The organism is uncultured Shimia sp. (assembly GCF_913054185.1).
Taxonomy (GTDB): domain Bacteria; phylum Pseudomonadota; class Alphaproteobacteria; order Rhodobacterales; family Rhodobacteraceae; genus Shimia.
The window spans coordinates 80,226-101,894 of the sequence record NZ_CAJXIV010000001.1; the positions used below are offsets into that span (position 1 = coordinate 80,226).

Sequence of the window (21,669 nt, forward strand, 5' to 3'; positions counted from 1 at the left end):
TGATTATTCCACGTTTTGAACTTGCTCTCTCATCTGGTCGATCACAGCCTTGAGGTCCAGTCCTATCCGCGTCAAATCCACCGACTGTGCTTTGGAACACAGCGTGTTGGCTTCGCGATTGAACTCCTGCATCAGGAAATCAAGCTTACGCCCAACAGGGCTGCCTTTGGCTATCAATTCTCGTGCTGCTGAGACATGCGCGCGCAGCCGGTCCAGCTCTTCCATCACGTCAGCTTTCACTGCCAGCATAGCCAGCTCCTGCGCCACGCGTCCTTCGTCGACCCCGTCTGCGTTCTCCAAAACCCGAGCAAGATTGGACTTCAGCGTGTCAGCCACCTCTTCACGACGCGCTTCGGCCGCCTCGGCAGCTTGTTGCGTCAAGTCTGACACCTGTTCCAATTGGTCGCTCATCACGGCTTCCAGCGCAGCGCCTTCTGTGATGCGCATGTCCTTGAAGCTGGCTAGAAGGTCTGGCAACTGCGCCGTAATCGCCACCAAAAGTGCCTTGCCATCGGTGTCATCCACTGCCTGTTCCATAACGCCACGGTGGGTCAATAAATCGCTGGCCTTGGACGGCGCCAGCGAAATGCCTTTGTTCATCGCAAGCTCTTCCACCGCATGCAGGGCCGCGAGCACCGCTTCCACCTGCACCACATTCACGGCCAAGGCGCCGGTTTCATCGTCGCGGATCACGCGCAAGGACAAGTTTACCGATCCCCGCGCCATGCCTTTGGACAAAGCCCCGCGCACAGCAGGTTCCAGCCCTTCGATCCAGTCTGGCACTCGCAATCGCAAATCCAGCCCTTTGGCATTCACACTGCGCAGGTCCCACGTCCAACTGTGTCCGAGCCCCTCGCCCTTAAGGCTTGCATATCCGGTCATCGACTCCAGCATGGGACGTCCTCCAGCAATTCCAATTGCGTAACAGCTAAATCTATTCCTGCGCGAAGAGCAATGTTAACGGCGCACCCGGTTAACCATTGAAATCATTTTTTATCGCAAATCCGATAAAATGTGAGATAACTGATTCATAAGTTGTTTACGACTTTGAGCAAACGGCATCAAAAAAACCGGCTCAAAGGTGAAGGTTTGGGTTCAAAGTTCAGACGTAGAGTTTTTTCCTTGGGGGGAAGAGCATGAGAATATTTGGTGACGGAAAATCCAGCGCGGCCAAGGTGCACAGCATCGCCGTAATGCAGGATGTAAAAGCTTACTGGGACGGTCTGCGTGACGGTCACCCAGTGCCCTATCGCAGCGACGTGGATCCCCGCCAAATTCAAAAGGTGCTCAAGCACGCGTTCATCCTCGAACGCATCGCACCGGGTATGGCCCGCCTTCGGGTGTCCTGCAATACACTCACCGACGTGATGGGCATGGACATGCGCGGCATGCCGATGTCTGCGCTGATCAACGAAGCGTCACGTGACAGCTTCGGCCAGGCGCTGGAAAAAGTTTTTGCGGCACCGGCCATTGGCCGCCTTGAGATGACCACAAACCGGGGCTTCCGCCGCAGTGGCCTAAACGCTGAAATGATGTTGCTGCCGCTGCGTTCTGACAGTGGTGAAGTGAACCGTATTCTCGGAGCAATCACCGTGGACGGCGATTTGGGTCGTGCGCCACAGCGCTTTGATCTGGAAGGCAGCTTCCTGCGCCGGATCGATATGCCAAGCACAAATGCGCTGTCAGAAACCATGGTTGCACCGCAACTTCAGAAAGTTGAAATCACCACACCGGCTGGGTTTCAGCCAGCGCAAGAGAGCGCCAAAACGCCAGCTGCATCACGCACTGTACCCACAAAACATTCGCATCTGCGGTTGGTTGTGTCGGACGACTAGAAGACGTCATTCTGTTCTTACAAAGAAGGCGGGGTCTACTGGACATGGCACCCCGCCTTTTTTTGGGCCGACATCTCAGATACAAAAACCGCAGACGTTCGACCTTCGGCCTTTAAATGTTGCGCAACTTCAAAGCGAGAAAGCGTTAGCCGTCGAGGTGCAAATACACCCGCCGGTTCTGCTTTCCCTTTTTCTCAATCTTGCCAATTCGTACGCGGCCAATCTCGCCGGTGCTGGCCACATGTGTGCCACCGCATGGTTGCAGATCAACCTGCTCATCCTCAGTGCCGATCCGCACTAGCCGCACCTTGCCTGCGCCTTTGGGTGGCGCGACCGACATGGTTTTCACCAATCCGGGATTGGCGGCCAATTCCGCATCAGTGATCCAGTCCTCGGTGACAGCCAAATCGCGGTCAATCAACGCATTCAGGGCATCACTCAAGGCTTGTTTGTCTTCCGGCGCGTCTGGCATGTCAAAATCCAACCGACCTTTTTCGGCACCAATGGATCCGCCGGTCACAGGCAAAGGAATGACCACGGACAATAGATGTAACGCGGTGTGCACCCGCATATGTCGATGCCGCCTGCCCCAGTCCAAAACCTGGGTCACGTCGGTGCCAATTGGCGGCAATTCTTCCGGCGCAGAGGGTACCAATGCAATCCCGCCGTCCAGCGTTTTTACTGTTGTCGCGATCTCTGTCCGGTGGCCGTCCCACTCCAAATGGCCGCTGTCCCCTGGTTGCCCGCCGCTGGTGGCATAAAACAAGGGCGCGTCCAGCACGATCCCCCCTTCGGGTGTATGTCCAATCACCACGCCGATCGCTTCCTTTTGATAGGCGTCTTCCAAAAACAGCAGCTTGCTCATCGTCCGTCCCCATCTGAATCTGACCCGTCCATATCGTCGATGTCCGGTGGTGTTGGTGCGCTGCTCGCCGGCGTGATCGCTTGAGACACCGGAAGCGTAGAGGGCTTGGCAGCCGGAGCCTCCCCGCGCAGGGCCTCGGGATTGCGCAACCACAGATCGCGCTGCGTAAACGGAATTTCGATACCTTCAGCCACAAACCGTCGTGCGATCTCGTGGTTCAGGTCACTTTTCACCGTCAGCATCCAGTTTACATCGCGCAAAATCGCGCGGATCTCGAAATCAAGCGAGTCCGCGCCAAACCCTTGAAACACCACCGATGGCGCCGGATTGGCCAACACCATTGGGTGAGACTCTGCGATCTCTCGCAAGATACCCTCAACCCATCGCGTATCCGTGCCATAGGCCACACCCACTGGCACAATCACCCGGCCCACTGTGTTGCCACGAGTGTAGTTGGTGACGGTGCCGGCGATCAAATCACTGTTTGGGATCACCACGTCGGTGCGATCAAACGTCTCAATCCGGGTGGACCGCACTGAAATATCGCGCACATAGCCCATTTGCCCGTTCACATCGATCCAGTCGCCTTCACTCACGGGGCGTTCAATCAACAGAATTATGCCGCTGACAAAATTGGACACGATGTTTTGCAGACCAAAACCAATCCCAACTGACAGCGCCCCAGCAAAAAGCGCGATGTTGCCAAGGTTGATCCCGGCCACGCTCAGGGCAATGAGGGCAGCCAGAAAGATCCCGATGTAGCCTGCGCCAGACACAACTGCAGTCTGTCCACCAGCATCTAAGCTTGTCTTTGGCAGGATATTGTCGCGCAAGAAACTTTGCGACAGGCGCGTCACTCCATGTCCAAACGCATAGACAACCACCAACAGCAGGATGGTTTCCGGTGACAAAATCAAGTCACCAAATGTCAGGCCATCCGCAATATTGCGCCAGATTTGGTGCAGGTCGGACACCTGCGCGCCCCAGCTCATCAAAAAGACCGGCAACGACAGGATCACAATGCCAATACCCGCCAACACAGCCGCCAAGGGGCTGTCCTCATCATCCCTCCCGTTCAGGGCTGAGAATATCTTCTGAATAACCCGCTGTGCCACCAGCAAGAAGGCCACAAGGAACATCGTTCGCGTGCTGGAAAACACCAGGTAGCTGGCGCCTCTTGTCATGCCGATGGTGGCAAGTACGCCGCCAATCAATGACACAACAATCGTGTAGCGCCCCAACAGCGAAACCAGCTGACCAATTGCTGTCAGCGGTCCGTCCTCTTCCGCGCGCATCGAACCTGCATGGCGCGTCACCAACCGCCCAAGCAGCCCAAGGAAATAGGCGGCAATCACTGTGATGACAAAGAACACCACCGATTCAGTGCCCTGGTTCCAGCTTTCATAGCGTGCCAGTTCTACAAACAGCGAACTCAGCGCCAACATCGCGCCCAGCACAGTACTGGCCCGCCGCCCCTTGCGCTTTTCCTTTTCGCTTAGATTGACCAGCAACAAAGGCCGGTCATTGCGTGAGAACACCCGTTCCCCTAACCAGCGCGCCGTCAGCAACTCAAACGTCATCAAGGGCAGAATAGACAACACCACGTCGCCGCGCAGCCCGGGCAGATCCGTGGCATATACCGCCTTGGAGAAGGCAAGCACGCCCAACATCGGCAGCACAACCTGCCCATAAGACAGCAGAAACACCGCAATCCAGCGTGTTGCGGACAAGTGTTGACGATCGCGGATCATGCCCTGCAGCGCCCGGTCCGTCCAACGCATCCCGCGTGTCAGTAAGACGAACGCGATCGCGAGGAAAAACAGCATCTGTGGCAATGACGACTGAGGTTGATTGCGCTGCTTTTCGTGCACCCAACCTGTTTGAAACTCCAGAATAATCAGTCGGAACGACTCGCTCAATTCCCGCAGCGCAGGTCCCCAAAGCTCTGGTTTGAGAGGAAAAGGACCCGGCTCCAACAGAATCTGCGTCTGACGCTCGCGCAACAACACGTCGATCGACCGGATCAGCTCTTCTGCTTCCGTAAGTGCCAGGTCTGCTCGTCGCACCGGCGCTGTGGCTTCTGATAACGAAAGCTCCAATTGCCGTCGCTCGTCGGCAACATCCTCCGCCTCGCCGCCTTCGGGCACAGGGCCCAGTCGCTTCAATTGAGCTTCCAGGGTTAGGACCGAAATTCGGGACCGCGAACTTTCGGAGGAAAAATCCTCACTCCATAGCGAGAGCTGATCGCGCAGCGAGTCCATGGCCGCTTCAGAGGCACGATCATTGTCGATGGCTTCGGCGGCACGGTCCGCAACCCGCCGCCATTCTCCGAAATCAGGTGGCAATGTGCCCTGCGCCCAGACCGCTGTGACCCAAACGGTCATCACCGTGACCGCTATACTCAGAATCTTGGCCAGTGGGCGCATTATGGGACCGCCTTATACGTCTTCGAACACACCTGGAATGCTGCTTGGGCCTTTGTTGCCCAGCCACGCAGGGGTCGGCAGGCCTTTTTCCTTCAGGAATTCGGGGTTGAACAGTTTGGACTGATAGCGCGTGCCGTAGTCACAAAGGATCGTGACAATTGTGTTGCCGGGACCCATCTCCTTGGCCATGCGTACAGCACCTGCCACGTTCACACCAGAGGAGCCACCAAGGCACAAGCCTTCGTTCTCCAGTAGGTCAAACACATACGGCAGCGCCTCTTCGTCGGAAATCTGATAGCTCATGTCCGGGGTGAAGCCTTCAAGGTTGGCAGTGATGCGCCCCTGCCCGATGCCCTCGGTGATTGAACCGCCTTCGGATTTCAATTCACCATTTGTGTAGAAATTGTACAGCGCTGCGCCCATCGGATCTGCGAGGCCAATTTTCACACCCTTTGGCTGCAAGGCTTCAGCAACACCCGCCAATGTGCCGCCTGAGCCAACGGCGCAGGTGAACGCGTCAACTTTGCCGCCAGTCTGTTCCCAGATCTCTGGACCGGTGGTTTCCACGTGACTCAACCGGTTGGCCACATTGTCAAATTGGTTGGCCCATATGGCACCGTTTGGCTCCGTCTTGGCAAGTTGGGCAGCCAAACGCCCAGAGTAGCGCACATAGTTGTTGGGGTTTTTGTACGGCGCGGCCGGCACTTGAACCAACTCAGCGCCAGCAAGCCGCAACATGTCTTTCTTTTCCTGCGATTGCGTCTCAGGGATCACAATCACGGTTTTGAAACCCATGGAGGCGCCGACCAGTGCCAAGCCAATCCCGGTGTTGCCGGCAGTGCCTTCAACAATAGTGCCGCCAGGCTTCAACTCACCGCGCGCAATAGCGTCTTTGATGATATACAACGCGGCCCGATCCTTGACGGATTGTCCGGGGTTCATAAACTCCGCCTTGCCAAAAATCTCACACCCAGTTTCATCGCTGACTTTGTTCAGTCGGATCAAAGGGGTGTTGCCAATCGCTTGGGCCAGATCACGGGCGATATGCATGTTGCGCGGTCCTTTATAGATGTCTGAAATCCTGTGTAGGCAAGGCGCGGGGCAAACTCAAGCGGTCCCGCGCAACCTGTCGCGATGTCTTGCCAGCCAAAGGGCCGCCAAAACCAGCGGCGCATTCACCACCTGCATGTTGTCGACCATCTGCATCAGCTCATCAAAGCTATAGACATAAGAACATATATCCTCGGCTTCCTGCGCCAAACCAGACACGCCAACCACCTCATCAGGAAGGTCAGCCAAGCCAAGGTAAATGTTGTAAAATTCTGTGCTGCATCCTGGCGAAGCGTAGCAGTTTGCCACCTCATGCAGAGCTGACAAATCAAGCCCCGCCTCCTCCTGAGCCTCGCGACGCGCACAGGTCTCCGGCGTCTCATCCGCATCTAAGCGTCCCGCGATTGGTTCCAGCTGCCAAGGCAAATCATCACCACGCGCCAAAGGTCCAGGCCGGAATTGTTCGATCAACAAAACGCGATCCCGTATGGGATCATACGGCAGCACAATCACCGCATCTGTGGCTACAAATACCGCGCGCTTGACCATATCACTTCGCGCGCCGTCATAACGGCGGAAGGTCAGGTCATATTCTTCCATTGTGAAAAATTCGGCGTACGGCCGGGTTAAGGTGACATCACTCACATCTGCACGTGTCATGCCACTTGGGCTCACCGCATCATTGCGCCGCTGTGCCTGCATTTTGGCGGTGGCCCGCGCCTTAATCATCGGCAGCATACGGTCCACCTCGTCGCGGCTCCGGTGCCCAAAGTAAGTCATTTCTTCGATCGCTCTGAGGACCGTAACCTCGCCAAACCGCTGCGCCCAGCCGTCGAGCGACCATGCACCATCAGGAATCCAACCCGTGTTGTCACTTTTGAACACCTGCGCCGCGTGTGACTGACCATCAACCTCCACGGAAACGTCCGTCAAATCATAGTCATAGCTGCCTTCATAAAACCGGAGACGTTCAACGCCATCCTCGCTTAAGCCTCCGATGAACAAACCGTAAGCCTGGTTGTCAGATGGCTTTAGGATTGGAAAGTCCTGGCCTTGTACAGCAAACACCGCATGGTCGAGCAAATTTGCGGGTTTCAAGTCCAACTCACTTGCTGCTTTCCCAAGCACAGCCTCAAGCAGCGGCACGTGTCGCAACGTGCCATACACAAATACATTTTTCATAGATCAGCCCCAGTGCCGCGCCGCAAAATTAGTAAAATAGCCGCTCACCACGGCGCTCACCGCAAGTGTCACCAGGACGGTGGGGTGCAGCAAATACAGCCCATATTCCATCGCTACAGTGATTGCACGCTCCAAAGCCTCCACTGGCTCGTCCAAGCGTCGCCGCATTGCGAGGCGCAACATCTCGATGAGGCCAAACATCAACAACCCCCAAAACACCAATGAGACCACACCAACAAGCCCCAGTTCAACCGCGCCACTGCGCCCGGCGCGTCGTCCCATTACGCGCCACCCAACAACGAGCCCGATCACCACACAAATCATTGTCATCTGCCCAGGGTTGGATCCCTCCGGCATTTGCGGTTTCACAAACTCCGCCACCAGCCCGCCGGTTATGGCAAGGCAGCTGGCGGCAACTAACTTATTGGATGAGATCATATACTGGGCTTTTCGATCGTGATTTGAGTCACGTCGCAGCTTCCACTGCGAAACGCCGCAGCACAAGAGGTCAGATAAAAATTCCACATGCGGCGGAAACGCTCATCAAACCCCATCCCCTGAATGCGATCCCAGTGGGCGTTGAAGGTTTCGTGCCACCGACGCAAAGTCTGGCTGTAGCTCTCACCAAACTCAATCGACCCAGCAACGGTCATCCCAACTTTAGTGACCTCTTCGCGCAAGGCGGACGGGCTAGGCAGCATACCGCCAGGAAAGATATATTTCTGAATGAAATCAACGCTCTTTCGGTATTGTTCAAACCGCTCTTCGGTCAGCGTGATGATCTGAAGCGTTGCCTTGGCGCCCGGTTTCAAGCGGTCTCGCACCGCTTCAAAATACACCGGCCAATACTTCTCACCCACGGCCTCAAACATCTCAATGCTGGCGATCCCGTCGTAAGTCGCAGTCTCCTCGCGGTAGTCCTGTAGTTTGAAGTTCACCATGTGAGAAAGACCCGCTTTTTCAATACGTTCTTTTGCGAACTTCAACTGTTCCTCTGAGATTGTGAGACCGGTGACTTTTAGACCACGCTCCTTGGCTGCATATTCCGCAAAGCCGCCCCAGCCGCAGCCGATTTCCAGCACATGATCGCCGGGTTTTACCCCCATCTGATCCACCATACTGGCGTATTTGGCAATTTGTGCGTCTTCCATGCTCTCTTGGCCGGTTTCAAAAATGGCTGAGGAATAGGTCATCGTGTCATCTAACCACAGACTGTAAAACGCATTGCCTAAGTCGTAGTGGTAACTGATATTTTTCTTGGCTTGCGTTTTTGTGTTGGTGTTCATCCAATGGCGCAGACGTTCAAACGCACGAACAAAATACATGCCCGGAAACCCGTCATACAGCGCGTCATTGTCGTGGCGCAGGAAATCACAAAACGCCTGCAAGTCTGGGGAGGACCACCACCCTTCGAGATAGGCTTCACAGAATCCAAGTTCTCCCTCTCTCATCAGTCGCGCAAAGGTGTCACCGTTGTGTACATGCATCTCACAGACAGGCCCTGTCTCTGTGCCTTCTGCCCGAAATCGACGTCCGTCTTGCAGGACAAAATCAATCTGTCCGTTGTTGATCTTTTGCGCGGTGTCAAACACCGCTGCAAAATAGCGCGGTAGGTTAGCTTCACCTTTGGTCGACGTCAGGTACATTTACGTCCCCCCTCTTCCTTGTGTGATACAAAGGCTAGGCGGGAGCAGCGCCTTACGGCAAGGTTTTTTTGGGAATTGAAGTGGCACCTTGCCACAGAATCAGGCGCATCCCCTGCACCTTACGATCCTGCGGCAAGGCTCTCAGAAGCTGTGACAAACACGATTTGTCAAAGCTCTGAGGATTTCACATATGGGGATGTGTACAATCTGCGGCAAGACGGCGACGAACTTTGATGTGGCCGCCTAAACTGTCAATTTTCATCACCCAACGGCGTGGTGAACTTCCAACTTGAGCCGAGGGGGCTTCGACCTCTGCGCCGCCCTGCCCACCCTCAGTGTCCTTTCAAACACTTACAGCGGTGCTGGCGTCTTGCTTCACAAAACCGCGTCGAGTGCCGAAATCAATGTCTGCACTTCTTGTTCGCTGGTGTAATGCACAAAGCTGACTCTCAAAACACCGTGAGTGGCATCAACATTCATTCCTTCCAACGCTCGAAGCGCATAAAAATCGCCACCACCGGCCATTACCCCATGGGCGGCCAGTTGAGTTGCAAGTGCCTCGCCCGGAGCATTTGCCACCAACGCAACGGTTGGCGCACGTTTTGCCGCCTCTGTAGGTCCAATCAACCGCACGGAGTTCTTTGATGTCGCATAATCCAACAAAGGCTGCAGCAGCTTTTCTTCGTGGTCGCGCATCAGATCATGCACAGCCGCGCCCGTCGCCACGGGTGTCTCACCCAGAATTCCGTGATGCGCCGCAACAGCTTCGATGTAATCTACCATGCCCGCACTGGCCGCAACTTGCGCGTGGTCCGGTCCGGCTGGCGTAAATCGTTTGTACAGGCTGTCGCCGTTGAAATAATGCCCTTGGTTGGGCAACATTCCCCCAATATTGCGTCGGACAACCATGATGCCTTGGTGTGGACCATAGGTTTTATAAGCGGAAAACATGTAAATGTCCGCGCCCATCCCGCCAACATCCGGCAACCCATGTGGCGCATAGCTCACGCCATCCACGCAGACAAACGCCCCCGCAGCATGCGCCAGCGCTGTGATTTTAGCCACCGGATTGATCTCACCCACCACGTTGGAGCAATGCGGGAAACACACCAACCGCACGCGATCGTCGAGCAGCTCCATGAGCTTTTCTGGGTCGAGGTGCCCCGTGTCGGGATCAATGGTCCACTCACGCACTTCGATGCCTTCGTCGGCCAATCGCCGCCACGGGCCTGAATTGGCCTCATGGTCCTGATTGGTCACAATGATTGCGTCACCCGGATCCATCCACTGACGAAATGCTTGCGCCAAAACGTAGGTATTCTGTGTGGTCGAAGGACCAAAAGACACCTCATCACTGTCCACGCCCAACAGCCCTGCGAGCCGGGCCCGCGCCTCGTCCATCTCTGCTCCAGCCAACTCAGAGGCGCGATACGGCGCATAAGGTTGCACTTTGCGTTCGCGATAAAACCGGGTCAGCCGGTCAATCACCTGCGCGGAGGTATAGCTGCCACCTGCATTTTCAAAAAACGCCTGTCCCTCAAGCGACGGTTCTGAAAACGCCGGAAATTGGCTGCGAACAAAATCTACGTCAAGCATTGGATACCTCCCCTTAGTTGCCTCGCACAAAACCGCCGTTTTCGGGCAGGGTCAAGTCGGGAAACATGCCCTAAACGCGACGTTTACGCCATCACAGCGCGGATTTTATCTGCCAGTTCCTTGAGCACAGAAAAGTCCGCCATGGTGCCCGGCGGACGCAACTTCACACCGTCAAGGCGCGGCAACACGTGGTAATGCAAGTGAAACACCTCCTGCCCGCCTGCTGCCTCGTTAAACTGCTGAACTGTCACACCATCTGCATCAAAGGCTTGCATCACAGCATGGCCCATCTTCTGAACCGTTTTCAGGCAGGCGGTCAGCTGTTCCGGCGTGGCGTCGAGCATATTGCGACACGGAGTCTTTGGAATGATCAAACAGTGCCCGTCCGCGCGCGGCATGATGTCCATAAACACATAGGTGTCGTCGTCTTCATAAAGCTTCTCGCTGGGGATTTCCCCACGCAGGATTTTTGCAAAAATATTGTCGGTGTCATACGCCATGGCGGATTAGCTCCTTTAGACATGCAAAAGGCGGGCAAGTTGCCTCACCCGCCTGTTTCACCATGTTTTCGCGCTGTTACGCGTTCACGTCAACCACAACGCGGCCCTGCACCTGGCCTTGCAGGATGTCTGCACCCAATTGCGGCAAATCAGACAACGTGGCTGGTTTCACCATCGCTTCCAGCTTGTCCATAGGCAGATCTTTGGCAATCCGCTCCCAGGCCCGCAGACGGTTGTCATACGGCTGCATCACGGAATCGATGCCCAAAAGGTTCACACCGCGCAGCAGGAACGGGATCACGGTCGCAGGCAACGCTGCGCCCCCGGCCAAACCCACGGCGGCAACTGACGCCCCATATTTCATTTGACCCAGCACCCGTGCCAACATCGCGCCGCCCACGGCATCAACACAACCAGCCCATGTTTCGCCTTCCAATGGGCGCTTCACGGTTTCATTGAGCTCTTCGCGCGCCACAATCTGTGTGGCTCCCAGGGACTTGATGTAATCCCCGCTCTCCGGCCGTCCGGTCACACCAGCGACCTCATAGCCTAGGTTCGCCAGGATCGCGACAGCCACAGAGCCCACACCGCCCGCCGCGCCGGTCACCAACACCGGACCGTTGCCCGGCTTCAAGCCGTGATCTTCGAGCGCCATCACTGACAGCATCGACGTAAACCCAGCCGTGCCCACCGCCATGGCCTGCTGCGGCGTCAGACCCTCAGGCAGTGGCACCAGCCAATCAGCGTTTACCCGCGCCTTTTGGCCATAGCCGCCCCAATGCGCCTCGCCCATACGCCAGCCGGTCAGCACAACCTTGTCGCCCGGCTTATACCGTTCATCCTCAGACGTCTCGACCGTACCCGCAAAATCAATGCCCGGGATATGCGGGTACTTGCGCACCAAACCGCCACCTTTGGCGGACAGACACAATCCGTCTTTGTAGTTCACCGTGGAATACTCCACCGCCACTGTGACCTCAGCGTGTGGCAGGTCATCCAGCGTCAAATCCTTAATTGACGCGCTTGCCAAACCGTCTTCGTTTTGGTCCATCACCAATGCTTTGAACATCTCATTTCTCCTCTCGCGCCAGACCGCCGTCCAGCATTCGCATTCCCAAAATATCCGCGCCGAAGGCTGCGGGACGATATCACAGCTCAAACCCCTGCGGCATCAACACCAAATCCGTGTCTTCTGTCTTACGACCAAAGCCGGTCACCATGGCATGCACCTGCCCGCGATGATGGGTCTGGTGATTGAACAAACCCACGACACATTGCGCCATCGGCTTACGAAAGTCTTTGTCCAACATCTGTGCATGCCAGCTGAGATCGCCGCTCAAAGCGTCTGCGGAAACACTTTCAGCCCACATCATTATCCGTTGATCCATGCGAAGGCGCTCCTGTGCCCAGATCGCGAAGGTTGCGCAAGTCTCTGCATGCTCTTTTGCCGGCTTGGATGGCCCATCCCCGCCGTCAAAGCGGCTCATCCAAAGGGCATCTGCCCAAAGAATGTGATTGATCGTCGCCATGACCGAGCCAAAGAACGCACCACAATCAGCCCGCAACTCCGCCTCCGTCAAGGTTTTACACGCCGCGCGCATCTGTTGGTTCTGCCAGGCGTTATACCGGGCCATCATCTGACAATACGCGGGCGTGATCATGCTCATGACCGCTTACCGAGGTCCATGCCAGTCAATCTGACAGATTTCGGCGGATCGCCCGTCAAAATCCCACACCCGACCAAACGCGCGCACGCGGCCTTTGGAAGCGGTGGCCACAGTGATGTCCGGTCCCATCCAATATTTGGTATTTTTGATAACGATCTCTTCGTCTTTGTCTTTCCCTTCAACAGGATAGACCACACCTTCAATCTTGCGACCCACGGTGATGTGACGGGTTTTGCCATCCTCGGAGGTTTCATAACCAACTGGCTGACGCTCTACGCCAATGATCTCGCCCACCAGAACCTTGAACAGCCCTGTCGTGCCTTTGGCTTTGCCGCTGAAAATATCCACCAGCGCGTTATAGGCCTCAGGACTGGCGCGATCATCAATGAACAGCGCCACTTTCCAGTTGCCGCGGCTCATCATGCCGGGAATTTCGATCAGCAGGCCAATGTTCAGACCGGACAGGTCGACATCACCATACTGACCTTCGTCAATCCGCACGCCGCCCCAGGTCTGACAGTGGCCTTCCGTTGGGGGGTGTAGGCCAAGGCTCACCACACAAGGGCAAAACACAGTACAGTTACAGTTGAGGATCAGCTCGCCCTTGATGGTCCAAGGAATGGTCCCAAGCCCCGATTTTGCCGCCTCCGGATGGCGATTGTCGATTTTGGCCGGCGCCGTAGTGTTGTCCGAAGCCATGGTGTGTTCCTCCTTAAGTGATCTCTTACAGGGCATTCGCCGCCACGTAGACCGCGCTGCACAACAGCACGAACCCCAGTGGTTTTGTCACCCAACGCCCGATGGCAGGCAGTTTCTCAAAAATCATGATCAGCGTGGCCAGCCCCATAAACGCGATGTTCATCACGCCGCCCACAAATGCCAAAAGCATCAATGCCCAGCAGCAGCCCAAGCACGTCAGTCCCAGGCGCAGACCGTTTTTCCACGGCCCCTCTTCCCAATGCTGCATAAAAAATGTCATCGGCATGCGGCACTTGGACAGGCAGGCCTCTTTCATTGGCGAAAACTGATACAGCCCGGCCACCACCAGTAAGAAGGCCGAGAAAAACGCCGACCGGCTTTCGCCCAATGCGCCAAGCACTCCGGCTTGAAACAACACCATCTGAAGCGCTGCGGCCAGTATGGAAAACCCGATCCACACTGCCAGATATCCGCCAACCAAAGCTGAGAACCTTGCGCCCGGCGCCTGTTGCGCCAGATCATCATAGGTGGCAAATGCGGGCAAAGCAGTTGGTGCCATCATTGCCGCACTCATCACAATCCACATCAAAAGCACGCGGGCAAAACCGCTTGCGTCCGGCGTGATGGTGCAAAGTGATGTCCAGAAATCTGCGCCGTATATCGCGTTTAATTCCCGCAACTCCGCTGGGATAGCCATCAAAAACAACACGGCCCACGCGGCCAAAATGCCGCCAAACAAAGTCAGCCAATGGAATCCCGTCATGGACCGAATGCGATCTGCGATCATCGTCGACATTCCTCCTCTTGCCACGACTCACAACTTGCTGTCTAAAATGTCAGACAATTAAACGCACAGCAAACACTAAATGTCAGACAATTGAAAATAGACCCCAAAAACAAAACCGATCTGTCTGCTCAGATCGCCAAAGCCATCCGTGATGCGATCATCTCTGGTGACATGAATGTTGATGAACGCCTGCCCTCTGAATCCGAGCTGGCAGACCAATTTGACGTGTCTCGCTCAACGGTGCGCGAGGCGCTGAAACGCTTGGCAGCGCAGAACCTGATCCGCACCCAGCGCGGCGCAACCGGCGGCGCTTTTGTGCGGCGGCTCTCATATGATGACGCCTACGCGCAACATATCACGACCAGCACGCTCCTTCTGTCAATGAACGCGGTGGATTTTGAAACCGCCTGCGAAGCCCGTTTTGCGCTGGAGCGCGCCTGTGCGCCGTTGTCGTCTGCCCGGCGTACCCCAGATCATCTCGCCACCATGCGGGCTGAAATCCACCGTCAGGCCCAGCCGGGTCTCTCGGACGAGCGCTTTTGTGACAGTGACGTGGCCTTTCACCGCGCGCTGGTGGATGGTGCCGGCAACCCGGTGTTATCTTATCAACTGGCTGGCGCTGTGGAGGCGATGCAGCCGCTGATGAACATGATCACCTTCACACAGCGCAATCGCGACGTGATCATAGGTCTGCACACCCGCATTGCTGATGCGCTGGAGATGCAAAATAGTGCCGACGCGGATGCGGCGCTTGCCGAACTCACAGCATACACGCTGACTTTGGGCGAAGAAGCCATGGAAGCCCGCGCCAAACGATAACAATCGGCTTGCACCTCCCGCGCAAACTGCGTTTTCTCCGACCAACCCGGCCTCAAGAGCCGCGCAACAGGAGATCGACATGCGCCCGACCGACCATCTGCGCACCCTTGCGGGTGACGACTGGACCGCCGCGACAACCCATCCGTTTTGCACGGAGCTTGCGGAAGGCACCCTGCCGCTGAACAAAATGCGTTGGTATCTGGCGCAAGATTACCAATTTGTCGGAAACTTCGTGCGTCTGCTCGCAAGTGCCATTGCCCACGCGCCAACCTTGGCCGACTCGGTGCCCGCGGCGCAGTTCCTCGCTTTGGTCACTGGCCCGGAAAACACCTACTTCCTGCGCTCGTTTGAAGCGCTCGATATGAGTGAGGCAGAGCAAAACGCGCCACCTGCCCTGCCCACCGAGGGTTTCAATGCTTTGATGGCTGAGGCTGCTGCCTCCGGCCGTTACGAGTTGATGCTGGCCGTGCTGGTAGTCGCGGAATGGGTCTATCTGAGCTGGGCCACGCCAGTGAACCCGCCCAAAGACGACCTGCCGTTTTATTTTGCCGAATGGATCACCCTGCATGCCGGTGACGGTTTTGAAGGTGTGGTGGAATATCTGCGAAGCCAGCTGGACGCCGTATGGCCAACATTAAGTACAGAGGCCCAAGGCGAGGTTGAGGCTCTCTTCTTGCGGGCTGTGACGTTGGAGCGCGATTTCTGGGACGCCGCTTACGCTGAACATGCCTAACGTGGATTAACGTTTTTCGGCGCAACGCACGGTCTGATAACCTGTTTCGGACCGCCAAACACCTCACCTCCGCAAAACAGCCGCAATACAGACGTGTTACCGACGCGCCAAAATTTATTAACAGCCGCTTGCACCTCCCCCGCAACAGGCTTATCTATGGGGTGTCTCTTCGGGGACTATGGACATAAACGCGCTTGCAATAAACGGATCGGACCCGGGGGCGGTACCCGGCGTCTCCACCAAACATCCTTCATTTGGGGATCATGGGGACGAAATAGGATCGACGGACGTCTAAAGAAGTTAGCTTTGTTTCGGCTGTCTGCCACCGTTATCGGCGAAAACTGTACAATTGCAAATGACAATCGTGCTCCGGCAATGGCAGTTGCAGCGTAAGCTGTAAATGTCGCCGAAACTAACTCCTTGGGTTTAGCGACCTAAGGCGGGGTCCGCAGGAACCTGGCAACAGAATCCTGCACTTTCCACTCCCATTTCCTAAATTAACCGAGTCGCAGAGACGTCGCCGAAGGCGTTAATTTTTCTGCGAAAAGTGGTTAATTTGAGACTCGGTATTAATACTTTGGGGTGAAAACTACTTTATTTGTTAAAAATCCCAATTTCGCCACGATTTGACCTTTTTTTTTAACCTTTCACTTACTCTTTGGACCGTAGCGTCTGCTTTGGGGATACAACTGGAAGGCACTCAAAATGTCTGTAGATAAACAACAAGTAATCGAAGATTGGTTCCGGCGTGTTTGGGTAGAAGCCGATATGGATGCAATCGACGAGATGTTCCGTCAAGACAGCAAGGCTGAAGGTGTGTTGCCTGGCTTTGATGTTGGACCGGACGATTTCCGCGAAATGGCGAGCATGTATTTGGCCTTGGTCGAAGACCCAATTGTCTGCGTGGAAAAGGTAATGGTCGATGGCGACTGGGCAGCAGCACTCTGGACCATGAGCATTCTAAACCCGGTCAGTGGTGAACGCATCACAGGGTTTGGTCAGCTGTTTGTTCGTTTCGAAGGGTCAATCATGGTTGAAGCCTATAACAACTTTGATTTGGTTGCGTTTTTTGAAAAAATGGGCTTCTTGCCGGAGCAAACTATGGCCATGTGTCTGACTGGGCAAAAGGTCGCCTAAACCACGTAAAAACACCTTGCATCCGGGGCGTCGTGCGCTAGCCATTGTGCTATGACGCAGATGCCCACCCTATCCGAATTGCTGCGCGTCTTCGGACGTATTGGCCTCATGTCTTTTGGCGGCCCTGCGGCGCAAATTGGATTGATGCACCAAGAGCTTGTCGACCGCACGGGGTGGTTGAAAGAGAAAGAATTTCTCGGCGCTCTTTCCTTCTGTATGTTGTTGCCCGGACCTGAAGCGATGCAGCTTGCCACTTTCTGTGGTTGGAAGGTGCGCGGTACGCTTGGCGGAGTTCTCGCAGGGATGCTTTTTGTGCTTCCTGGTGCCGCACTCATTTTCTGTCTTGTGGCTGGCTATGCCGCTTATGGCGATCTCCCAATGGTCGCCGCGGCCTTTCTGGGCGTAAAAGCGGCCGTTGTCGCAATCATTGTGCAAGCGTTGTTGGGGCTTTCCCGCAAAGTATTGACAAGCAGGACAAATATTCTTGTTTCTCTCCTGAGTTTTGTCGCGTTATACACCGGAGTAGTACCGTTCCCTGCGGTAATTGCGATCGCTGCCGTACTTGGTTTCGCTCTCTCATCTTCATCGGTTGAACGTGAGCCGGATGTCAAACAAACGCAAAGTACAAACGCTTGGAGACAAACGCTCAAGTCCACTTTGATCTGGGGCGCTCTTTGGCTGGTTCCGGTGATCTTTGCAGTTTTGGCTGGTGGCTTTCTCAAAGACGTCGCTCTGTTCTTTTCGCAATTGGCTGTTGTCACCTTTGGCGGTGCCTATGCGGTGCTTGCCTATATGGTGCAAGCCGTGGTGCAAGACTTTGGTTGGCTCACAACTGATCAAATGATGGATGCTTTGGGGCTTGCTGAAACCACGCCCGGACCGCTGATCCTCGTGACACAATTTGTTGCCACATTGGCTGGTCAAATTCAGGGTGGGCCAACGCTGGCAATCACCGCCGGGCTGCTTGCACTATGGTGCACGTTTATCCCCTGTTTTCTATGGATTTTCGCAGGCGCCCCACATGTCTCCCGAATCCTTGCAAACCCACGCCTTAGCGCCGCGCTCACATTGATATCCGCGGCTGTCCTGGGTGTGATTGCCAACCTAAGCCTGTGGTTCACCATCAATTTGTTGTTTTCGGAAACATCGGCAAGTTCAATTGGCACCCTCCCCGTTCTCACTACCTTTGACGCCACCGCAGGCCTGCTGACGGTGGCGGCAATCCTCGCGATGCTGAGGTTTCGCGCCCCCCTACTTGGCGTGTTGGCATTGTCTGCACTGGCTTCGATGGCAATTGGTCTGCTTTAGCCCAACTTTTTGCGCTGGATCATCTTTCGTTTCCCGCGCAATGGTCTATTGTTGAAACAACAGACTATCGGAGCACTTATATGTCCGGGACCATCGACTACGGAAATCTCATGCATCGCGCGATGCGCAGCCTGATTCAGACGGTTTTGACCGATGTTCAAAAGGACGGCCTGCCGGGTGAGCATCACTTCTTTATCACTTTCGATACACAACACCCCGATGTCGAAATCGCGGAATGGCTAGCGGATCGTTATCCAGGTGAAATGACGGTGGTCATGCAGCATTGGTATGACAACCTGACCGTCACGGATGAGGGTTTTGCAGTTACTCTTAACTTTGGAGATGCTCCGGAACCTCTTTATATTCCTTATAATTCCATCAAAACCTTTGTGGATCCTTCGGTGGAGTTTGGCTTGCGTTTTGAAACACAGGACGATGAGGAAGAAGACGAGGTCCTTGACGAAATACCAGATGAAATCAATCTCGAAGAGATCGTCGAAGAGCCGCGCAAAGATGCTGAAGTGGTGTCGTTGGACAGCTTTCGTAAGTAACCTGTCGTTGTCCTCAATCAACACGTGCCTTTCTGCATGATGTCGGCTCAGGAGCTGTCTGTCTCGTAATTTCTGCGTATTTTGAAGGCCATTTGCCGCACATTGTTAGCGGTATCCCACGGTATACAGCATTGCACTTTGCTGCATGTGCGCTATGACACTCCTGACATGTTTTACCGGAGGTCGTCATGGCAGATACCCGTACAGAAACCGATAGCTTTGGCCCGCTTGAGGTCCCTTCCGACAAGTATTGGGGCGCACAGACCCAGCGCTCGATCATGAACTTCCCGATTGGCTGGGAAAAACAGCCTGTGGCGATTGTGCGCGCGCTTGGCGTGATCAAGCAAGCCTGCGCCATGCAAAACAAAGCCACCGGTAAGATGGACGCAAAAATCGCTGACGCAGTGATTGAAGCCGCATCAGAAGTGGTTGCCGGCAAGTTTGACGACAACTTCCCACTGGTTGTGTGGCAGACCGGTTCAGGCACCCAATCCAACATGAATTCCAACGAGGTGATTGCCAACCGCGCGATCGAAATCCTCGGCGGTGTGATCGGGTCCAAAGATCCGGTTCACCCGAATGACCACTGCAACATGGGACAGTCCTCCAACGACACCTTCCCAACCGCCATGCACATTGGCGCTGCAATGACCGTTCGGGATGTTTTGCTGCCCGGCCTGACCAAGCTCGCCGAAGGTCTGGAAGCCAAGTCCGAAGAGTTCAAAGACATCATCAAAATTGGTCGGACCCACACCCAAGACGCCACACCACTGACCCTTGGGCAGGAATTTGGCGGCTATGCGCACCAGATCCGTCAAGGCATCGCCCGCGTTGAGGCAGCCCTTCCTGGCATCTATGAACTCGCGCAAGGCGGAACTGCCGTGGGTACCGGCCTGAACACACAGCCAGGCTGGAGCGAAGCTGTGGCAGGCCATATGGCAGACATCACCGGCCTGCCCTTTGTTACTGCACCAAACAAATTCGAAGCTCTGGCAGCACATGACGCCATGGTCTTCATGTCTGGTGCACTCGCGACCGTGGCTGGCGCGATGTACAAAGTGGCCAACGACATTCGTTTCTTGGGCTCTGGTCCGCGCTCCGGTCTTGGCGAGCTTATCTTGCCGGAAAACGAGCCAGGTTCCTCGATCATGCCAGGCAAGGTGAACCCAACTCAAGCCGAAGCCATGACCCAGGTTGCCGCGCACGTTATGGGCAACAACGCCGCCATGACCTTTGCGGGCTCCCAAGGTCACTTTGAGCTGAACGTCTACAACCCGATGATGTCTTACAATCTGCTGCAATCGATGCAGCTATTGGGTGATGTCGCAGACAGCTTTACCGAGCGTATGTTGAACGGCATCAAAGCCAACGAGCCGCGTATTGATAAGCTGATGAAGGAGAGCCTCATGCTGGTCACAGCGCTGGCGCCAACCATCGGTTACGACAATGCGACCAAAGTGGCAAAAACAGCCCACAAAAACGGTACCACCTTGAAAGAAGAGGCTGTTGCGCTTGGATTTGTGGATGAAGAAACCTTCGACGCAGTGGTCCGCCCGGAGCAGATGATTGGTCCAAAGGCCTAACCACAGCGCTATAACAGTTGGAGAAGGCGGCTTATTGTGGGCTGCCTTTTTCTTTTTTCGACGGAAAAAATGTGGTCAACCGTTTGAATTTTGATGACAGCAGCCATAGGTAAACCTCATGAAAAAACAGAGCATCCGTCCCCTGCACCTAATCCTCATCCTGATTATGGGTGGGCTGTCCCTGGCCACAACGCCTGTGTTTGCTATGGTGATTGATGAGATCGCATCGTGTGAGCCTGACGCCGCCGGGCTGTGATGCATCTCATGCTGGGCAAGTCCATGGGATAGCGTTAGTCTCACTCCATGACCGTTGTGAATCTCAATAAGTTCCGCAAAGCCAAAGCCCGCGCAAACAAACAAACGCAGGCAAATGAAAACGCAGTGAAGTTTGGCCGTACCAAAGCCCAGAAACAGCGTGAATCTACGCTGGCAGACAAAGCGCGCCAAGAACTTGATGGTAATGAGCGCGAATGAGCCGCCCTATCAAGCGTTCCTTGACCTTGCGCGGTCACCGCACCAGCGTGTCCTTGGAAGATGACTTTTGGCGGGCGTTTCGCGATATCGCAGATGAAAAAAACATCCCGATCAACGCTTTAGCGGCGCAAATTGATGCGGATCGCGATTTGGAAGCAGGGCTTGCCACCGCCATTCGGCTTTATGTTCTGGCCTATTTTCGCACCCGCGCTTCATCTAACCCCTAAATATCCCCGCCGGAGGGCAACGCCCGGTAGGACGTTTTAGGCCGCTTCGGATGCCACCAAACGAATCCGCTTAATCATGGCCCGCAAGCCGTTGGAGCGCTGTGACGACAGGTGTTCGTTCAGCCCGAGACGCTCGAGCTCCGCCCGCGCGTCTACAGCCACGACATCCGCAAGGCTCAGCCCGTTATAAAGCTTGCGCAACACGGCAATCAAACCACTCACAATCATCGCGTCACTTGCACCGTCAAAGGTCAACACACCGCCTTCAATGGTTGGATGCAACCAAACCTGACTGGCGCAGCCGTCCACCTTGGTCGCCGGAACGCACAACGCTTGATCCAAAGCAGGCATGTCTTTGCCTTGTTCAATCACATAACGATACCGGTCTTCCCAATCTTCGATGAACTCAAAGTCCTCGACAATGGATTCAAAAGCTTCGGTGGCCATGAGCGGATCACTCCTGTGACTTGATACTGCGGTAATTCCCTATGATGCGCAGGCTGAAAGGTCCACCCCTCGCGCATCTCCATCATCTGGTGCTTTTCAAGGAGATACGAATAGGTTAACTCATGGACCAAAGAATG

At 55.2% G+C, this 21,669-nt stretch carries 24 protein-coding genes and 1 other RNA gene; 11 read left to right on the top strand and 14 right to left on the bottom strand.

From position 1 onward, the window contains the following. Positions 1-3: 3 nt before the first annotated feature. On the bottom strand, positions 4-894 hold the full coding sequence (locus QZ517_RS00415; protein ID WP_294220254.1) for a YicC/YloC family endoribonuclease: 891 nt from the start codon (positions 892-894) through the stop codon (positions 4-6). A gap of 242 nt (positions 895-1,136) precedes the next feature. Between QZ517_RS00415 and QZ517_RS00420 the strand changes: the two genes are divergently transcribed. After that, positions 1,137-1,835, top strand: coding sequence for a PAS domain-containing protein (locus QZ517_RS00420; RefSeq protein ID WP_294220256.1), 699 nt, complete (start codon positions 1,137-1,139; stop codon positions 1,833-1,835). Between the two features lie 145 nt (positions 1,836-1,980). On the opposite strand, the gene QZ517_RS00425 is transcribed toward QZ517_RS00420, so the two are convergent. The 12 genes from QZ517_RS00425 to QZ517_RS00480 form a co-directional block, all read right to left on the bottom strand. Further along, complete coding sequence (locus tag QZ517_RS00425; protein ID WP_294220258.1) at positions 1,981-2,700, bottom strand: alanyl-tRNA editing protein; 720 nt, start codon at positions 2,698-2,700, stop codon at positions 1,981-1,983. Continuing rightward, complete coding sequence (locus tag QZ517_RS00430) at positions 2,697-5,126, bottom strand: DUF3772 domain-containing protein (protein ID WP_294220260.1); 2,430 nt, start codon at positions 5,124-5,126, stop codon at positions 2,697-2,699. The genes QZ517_RS00425 and QZ517_RS00430 overlap by 4 nt, the downstream gene beginning before the upstream one ends. Before the next feature lie 12 nt (positions 5,127-5,138). After that, entirely contained in the window at positions 5,139-6,176 is a 1,038-nt protein-coding gene (locus QZ517_RS00435; RefSeq protein ID WP_294220262.1) for a cysteine synthase A, read from the bottom strand. A gap of 57 nt (positions 6,177-6,233) precedes the next feature. Beyond that, positions 6,234-7,358, bottom strand: a complete 1,125-nt coding sequence (locus QZ517_RS00440) for an NUDIX domain-containing protein (RefSeq protein ID WP_294220267.1) — start codon at positions 7,356-7,358, stop codon at positions 6,234-6,236. Positions 7,359-7,361: 3 nt separating this feature from the next. Then, entirely contained in the window at positions 7,362-7,796 is a 435-nt protein-coding gene (locus QZ517_RS00445) for a TrgA family protein (protein ID WP_294220270.1), read from the bottom strand. Continuing rightward, on the bottom strand, positions 7,793-9,004 hold the full coding sequence (locus tag QZ517_RS00450) for a cyclopropane-fatty-acyl-phospholipid synthase family protein (protein WP_294220273.1): 1,212 nt from the start codon (positions 9,002-9,004) through the stop codon (positions 7,793-7,795). The genes QZ517_RS00445 and QZ517_RS00450 overlap by 4 nt, the downstream gene beginning before the upstream one ends. 375 nt (positions 9,005-9,379) lie before the next feature. Continuing rightward, positions 9,380-10,600, bottom strand: coding sequence for an aminotransferase class V-fold PLP-dependent enzyme (locus tag QZ517_RS00455; RefSeq protein WP_294220274.1), 1,221 nt, complete (start codon positions 10,598-10,600; stop codon positions 9,380-9,382). Positions 10,601-10,683: 83 nt separating this feature from the next. After that, complete coding sequence (locus QZ517_RS00460; RefSeq protein WP_294220277.1) at positions 10,684-11,100, bottom strand: HIT family protein; 417 nt, start codon at positions 11,098-11,100, stop codon at positions 10,684-10,686. A gap of 76 nt (positions 11,101-11,176) precedes the next feature. Beyond that, a complete protein-coding gene (gene acuI / locus QZ517_RS00465; protein ID WP_294220278.1) occupies positions 11,177-12,169 on the bottom strand; it encodes an acryloyl-CoA reductase in 993 nt (330 codons plus the stop codon). Between the two features lie 79 nt (positions 12,170-12,248). Beyond that, positions 12,249-12,767 (bottom strand): DinB family protein, encoded by a 519-nt coding sequence (locus tag QZ517_RS00470; protein WP_294220280.1) that lies wholly within the window; start codon positions 12,765-12,767, stop codon positions 12,249-12,251. A 6-nt stretch (positions 12,768-12,773) separates the two neighbouring features. Then, positions 12,774-13,466, bottom strand: coding sequence for a DUF1326 domain-containing protein (locus QZ517_RS00475; protein WP_294220283.1), 693 nt, complete (start codon positions 13,464-13,466; stop codon positions 12,774-12,776). A gap of 25 nt (positions 13,467-13,491) precedes the next feature. After that, the gene (locus QZ517_RS00480; protein WP_294220285.1) at positions 13,492-14,262 is read right to left on the bottom strand and encodes a DUF2182 domain-containing protein; all 771 of its coding nucleotides are present in this window, start codon (positions 14,260-14,262) and stop codon (positions 13,492-13,494) included. An 81-nt stretch (positions 14,263-14,343) separates the two neighbouring features. Here QZ517_RS00480 and QZ517_RS00485 point away from each other — a divergent pair, with 81 nt between their 5' ends. The 10 genes from QZ517_RS00485 to QZ517_RS00530 all read left to right on the top strand — a co-directional run bounded on the left by QZ517_RS00485 (position 14,344) and on the right by QZ517_RS00530 (position 21,085). Continuing rightward, positions 14,344-15,072 (top strand): GntR family transcriptional regulator, encoded by a 729-nt coding sequence (locus tag QZ517_RS00485; protein WP_294220288.1) that lies wholly within the window; start codon positions 14,344-14,346, stop codon positions 15,070-15,072. 79 nt (positions 15,073-15,151) lie between these two features. Further along, positions 15,152-15,805 (top strand): TenA family protein, encoded by a 654-nt coding sequence (locus QZ517_RS00490; RefSeq protein WP_294220290.1) that lies wholly within the window; start codon positions 15,152-15,154, stop codon positions 15,803-15,805. 124 nt (positions 15,806-15,929) lie between these two features. Continuing rightward, positions 15,930-16,282, top strand: a transfer-messenger RNA (tmRNA) gene (ssrA, locus tag QZ517_RS00495). A gap of 228 nt (positions 16,283-16,510) precedes the next feature. Then, entirely contained in the window at positions 16,511-16,942 is a 432-nt protein-coding gene (locus tag QZ517_RS00500; protein ID WP_283424828.1) for a nuclear transport factor 2 family protein, read from the top strand. A 51-nt stretch (positions 16,943-16,993) separates the two neighbouring features. Continuing rightward, the gene (gene chrA, locus QZ517_RS00505) at positions 16,994-18,250 is read left to right on the top strand and encodes a chromate efflux transporter (protein ID WP_294220293.1); all 1,257 of its coding nucleotides are present in this window, start codon (positions 16,994-16,996) and stop codon (positions 18,248-18,250) included. A gap of 80 nt (positions 18,251-18,330) precedes the next feature. Then, the gene (locus QZ517_RS00510; RefSeq protein WP_294220296.1) at positions 18,331-18,801 is read left to right on the top strand and encodes a ClpXP protease specificity-enhancing factor SspB; all 471 of its coding nucleotides are present in this window, start codon (positions 18,331-18,333) and stop codon (positions 18,799-18,801) included. A 188-nt stretch (positions 18,802-18,989) separates the two neighbouring features. Next, entirely contained in the window at positions 18,990-20,384 is a 1,395-nt protein-coding gene (gene fumC, locus QZ517_RS00515; RefSeq protein WP_294220298.1) for a class II fumarate hydratase, read from the top strand. A gap of 118 nt (positions 20,385-20,502) precedes the next feature. Continuing rightward, positions 20,503-20,640, top strand: coding sequence for a hypothetical protein (locus QZ517_RS00520; RefSeq protein WP_294220301.1), 138 nt, complete (start codon positions 20,503-20,505; stop codon positions 20,638-20,640). A gap of 47 nt (positions 20,641-20,687) precedes the next feature. Continuing rightward, positions 20,688-20,858 carry a DUF4169 family protein gene (locus tag QZ517_RS00525; protein WP_294220305.1) on the top strand — a complete coding sequence of 57 codons (171 nt, stop codon included), beginning with the start codon at positions 20,688-20,690 and terminating at the stop codon, positions 20,856-20,858. Beyond that, positions 20,855-21,085: a ribbon-helix-helix domain-containing protein gene (locus QZ517_RS00530; RefSeq protein ID WP_294220306.1), complete on the top strand. Its 231-nt coding sequence runs from the start codon at positions 20,855-20,857 to the stop codon at positions 21,083-21,085. Before QZ517_RS00525 ends, QZ517_RS00530 begins: the two co-directional genes overlap by 4 nt. A 36-nt stretch (positions 21,086-21,121) precedes the next feature. Here QZ517_RS00530 and QZ517_RS00535 read toward each other — a convergent pair whose 3' ends face one another. Then, positions 21,122-21,532, bottom strand: coding sequence for a SufE family protein (locus tag QZ517_RS00535; RefSeq protein ID WP_294220308.1), 411 nt, complete (start codon positions 21,530-21,532; stop codon positions 21,122-21,124). Positions 21,533-21,669: the final 137 nt, after the last annotated feature.

What these genes read in the sequence shown, in the direction of transcription:
- QZ517_RS00415 (WP_294220254.1), bottom strand. Translation starts at nt 894, where the DNA reads ATGCTGGAGTCGATGACCGGATATGCAAGCCTTAAGGGCGAGGGGCTC.
- QZ517_RS00420 (WP_294220256.1), top strand. Translation starts at nt 1,137, where the DNA reads ATGAGAATATTTGGTGACGGAAAATCCAGCGCGGCCAAGGTGCACAGC.
- QZ517_RS00425 (WP_294220258.1), bottom strand. Translation starts at nt 2,700, where the DNA reads ATGAGCAAGCTGCTGTTTTTGGAAGACGCCTATCAAAAGGAAGCGATC.
- QZ517_RS00430 (WP_294220260.1), bottom strand. Translation starts at nt 5,126, where the DNA reads ATGCGCCCACTGGCCAAGATTCTGAGTATAGCGGTCACGGTGATGACC.
- QZ517_RS00435 (WP_294220262.1), bottom strand. Translation starts at nt 6,176, where the DNA reads ATGCATATCGCCCGTGATCTGGCCCAAGCGATTGGCAACACCCCTTTG.
- QZ517_RS00440 (WP_294220267.1), bottom strand. Translation starts at nt 7,358, where the DNA reads ATGAAAAATGTATTTGTGTATGGCACGTTGCGACACGTGCCGCTGCTT.
- QZ517_RS00445 (WP_294220270.1), bottom strand. Translation starts at nt 7,796, where the DNA reads ATGATCTCATCCAATAAGTTAGTTGCCGCCAGCTGCCTTGCCATAACC.
- QZ517_RS00450 (WP_294220273.1), bottom strand. Translation starts at nt 9,004, where the DNA reads ATGTACCTGACGTCGACCAAAGGTGAAGCTAACCTACCGCGCTATTTT.
- QZ517_RS00455 (WP_294220274.1), bottom strand. Translation starts at nt 10,600, where the DNA reads ATGCTTGACGTAGATTTTGTTCGCAGCCAATTTCCGGCGTTTTCAGAA.
- QZ517_RS00460 (WP_294220277.1), bottom strand. Translation starts at nt 11,100, where the DNA reads ATGGCGTATGACACCGACAATATTTTTGCAAAAATCCTGCGTGGGGAA.
- acuI (WP_294220278.1), bottom strand. Translation starts at nt 12,169, where the DNA reads ATGTTCAAAGCATTGGTGATGGACCAAAACGAAGACGGTTTGGCAAGC.
- QZ517_RS00470 (WP_294220280.1), bottom strand. Translation starts at nt 12,767, where the DNA reads ATGAGCATGATCACGCCCGCGTATTGTCAGATGATGGCCCGGTATAAC.
- QZ517_RS00475 (WP_294220283.1), bottom strand. Translation starts at nt 13,466, where the DNA reads ATGGCTTCGGACAACACTACGGCGCCGGCCAAAATCGACAATCGCCAT.
- QZ517_RS00480 (WP_294220285.1), bottom strand. Translation starts at nt 14,262, where the DNA reads ATGTCGACGATGATCGCAGATCGCATTCGGTCCATGACGGGATTCCAT.
- QZ517_RS00490 (WP_294220290.1), top strand. Translation starts at nt 15,152, where the DNA reads ATGCGCCCGACCGACCATCTGCGCACCCTTGCGGGTGACGACTGGACC.
- QZ517_RS00500 (WP_283424828.1), top strand. Translation starts at nt 16,511, where the DNA reads ATGTCTGTAGATAAACAACAAGTAATCGAAGATTGGTTCCGGCGTGTT.
- chrA (WP_294220293.1), top strand. Translation starts at nt 16,994, where the DNA reads ATGACGCAGATGCCCACCCTATCCGAATTGCTGCGCGTCTTCGGACGT.
- QZ517_RS00510 (WP_294220296.1), top strand. Translation starts at nt 18,331, where the DNA reads ATGTCCGGGACCATCGACTACGGAAATCTCATGCATCGCGCGATGCGC.
- fumC (WP_294220298.1), top strand. Translation starts at nt 18,990, where the DNA reads ATGGCAGATACCCGTACAGAAACCGATAGCTTTGGCCCGCTTGAGGTC.
- QZ517_RS00520 (WP_294220301.1), top strand. Translation starts at nt 20,503, where the DNA reads ATGAAAAAACAGAGCATCCGTCCCCTGCACCTAATCCTCATCCTGATT.
- QZ517_RS00525 (WP_294220305.1), top strand. Translation starts at nt 20,688, where the DNA reads ATGACCGTTGTGAATCTCAATAAGTTCCGCAAAGCCAAAGCCCGCGCA.
- QZ517_RS00530 (WP_294220306.1), top strand. Translation starts at nt 20,855, where the DNA reads ATGAGCCGCCCTATCAAGCGTTCCTTGACCTTGCGCGGTCACCGCACC.
- QZ517_RS00535 (WP_294220308.1), bottom strand. Translation starts at nt 21,532, where the DNA reads ATGGCCACCGAAGCTTTTGAATCCATTGTCGAGGACTTTGAGTTCATC.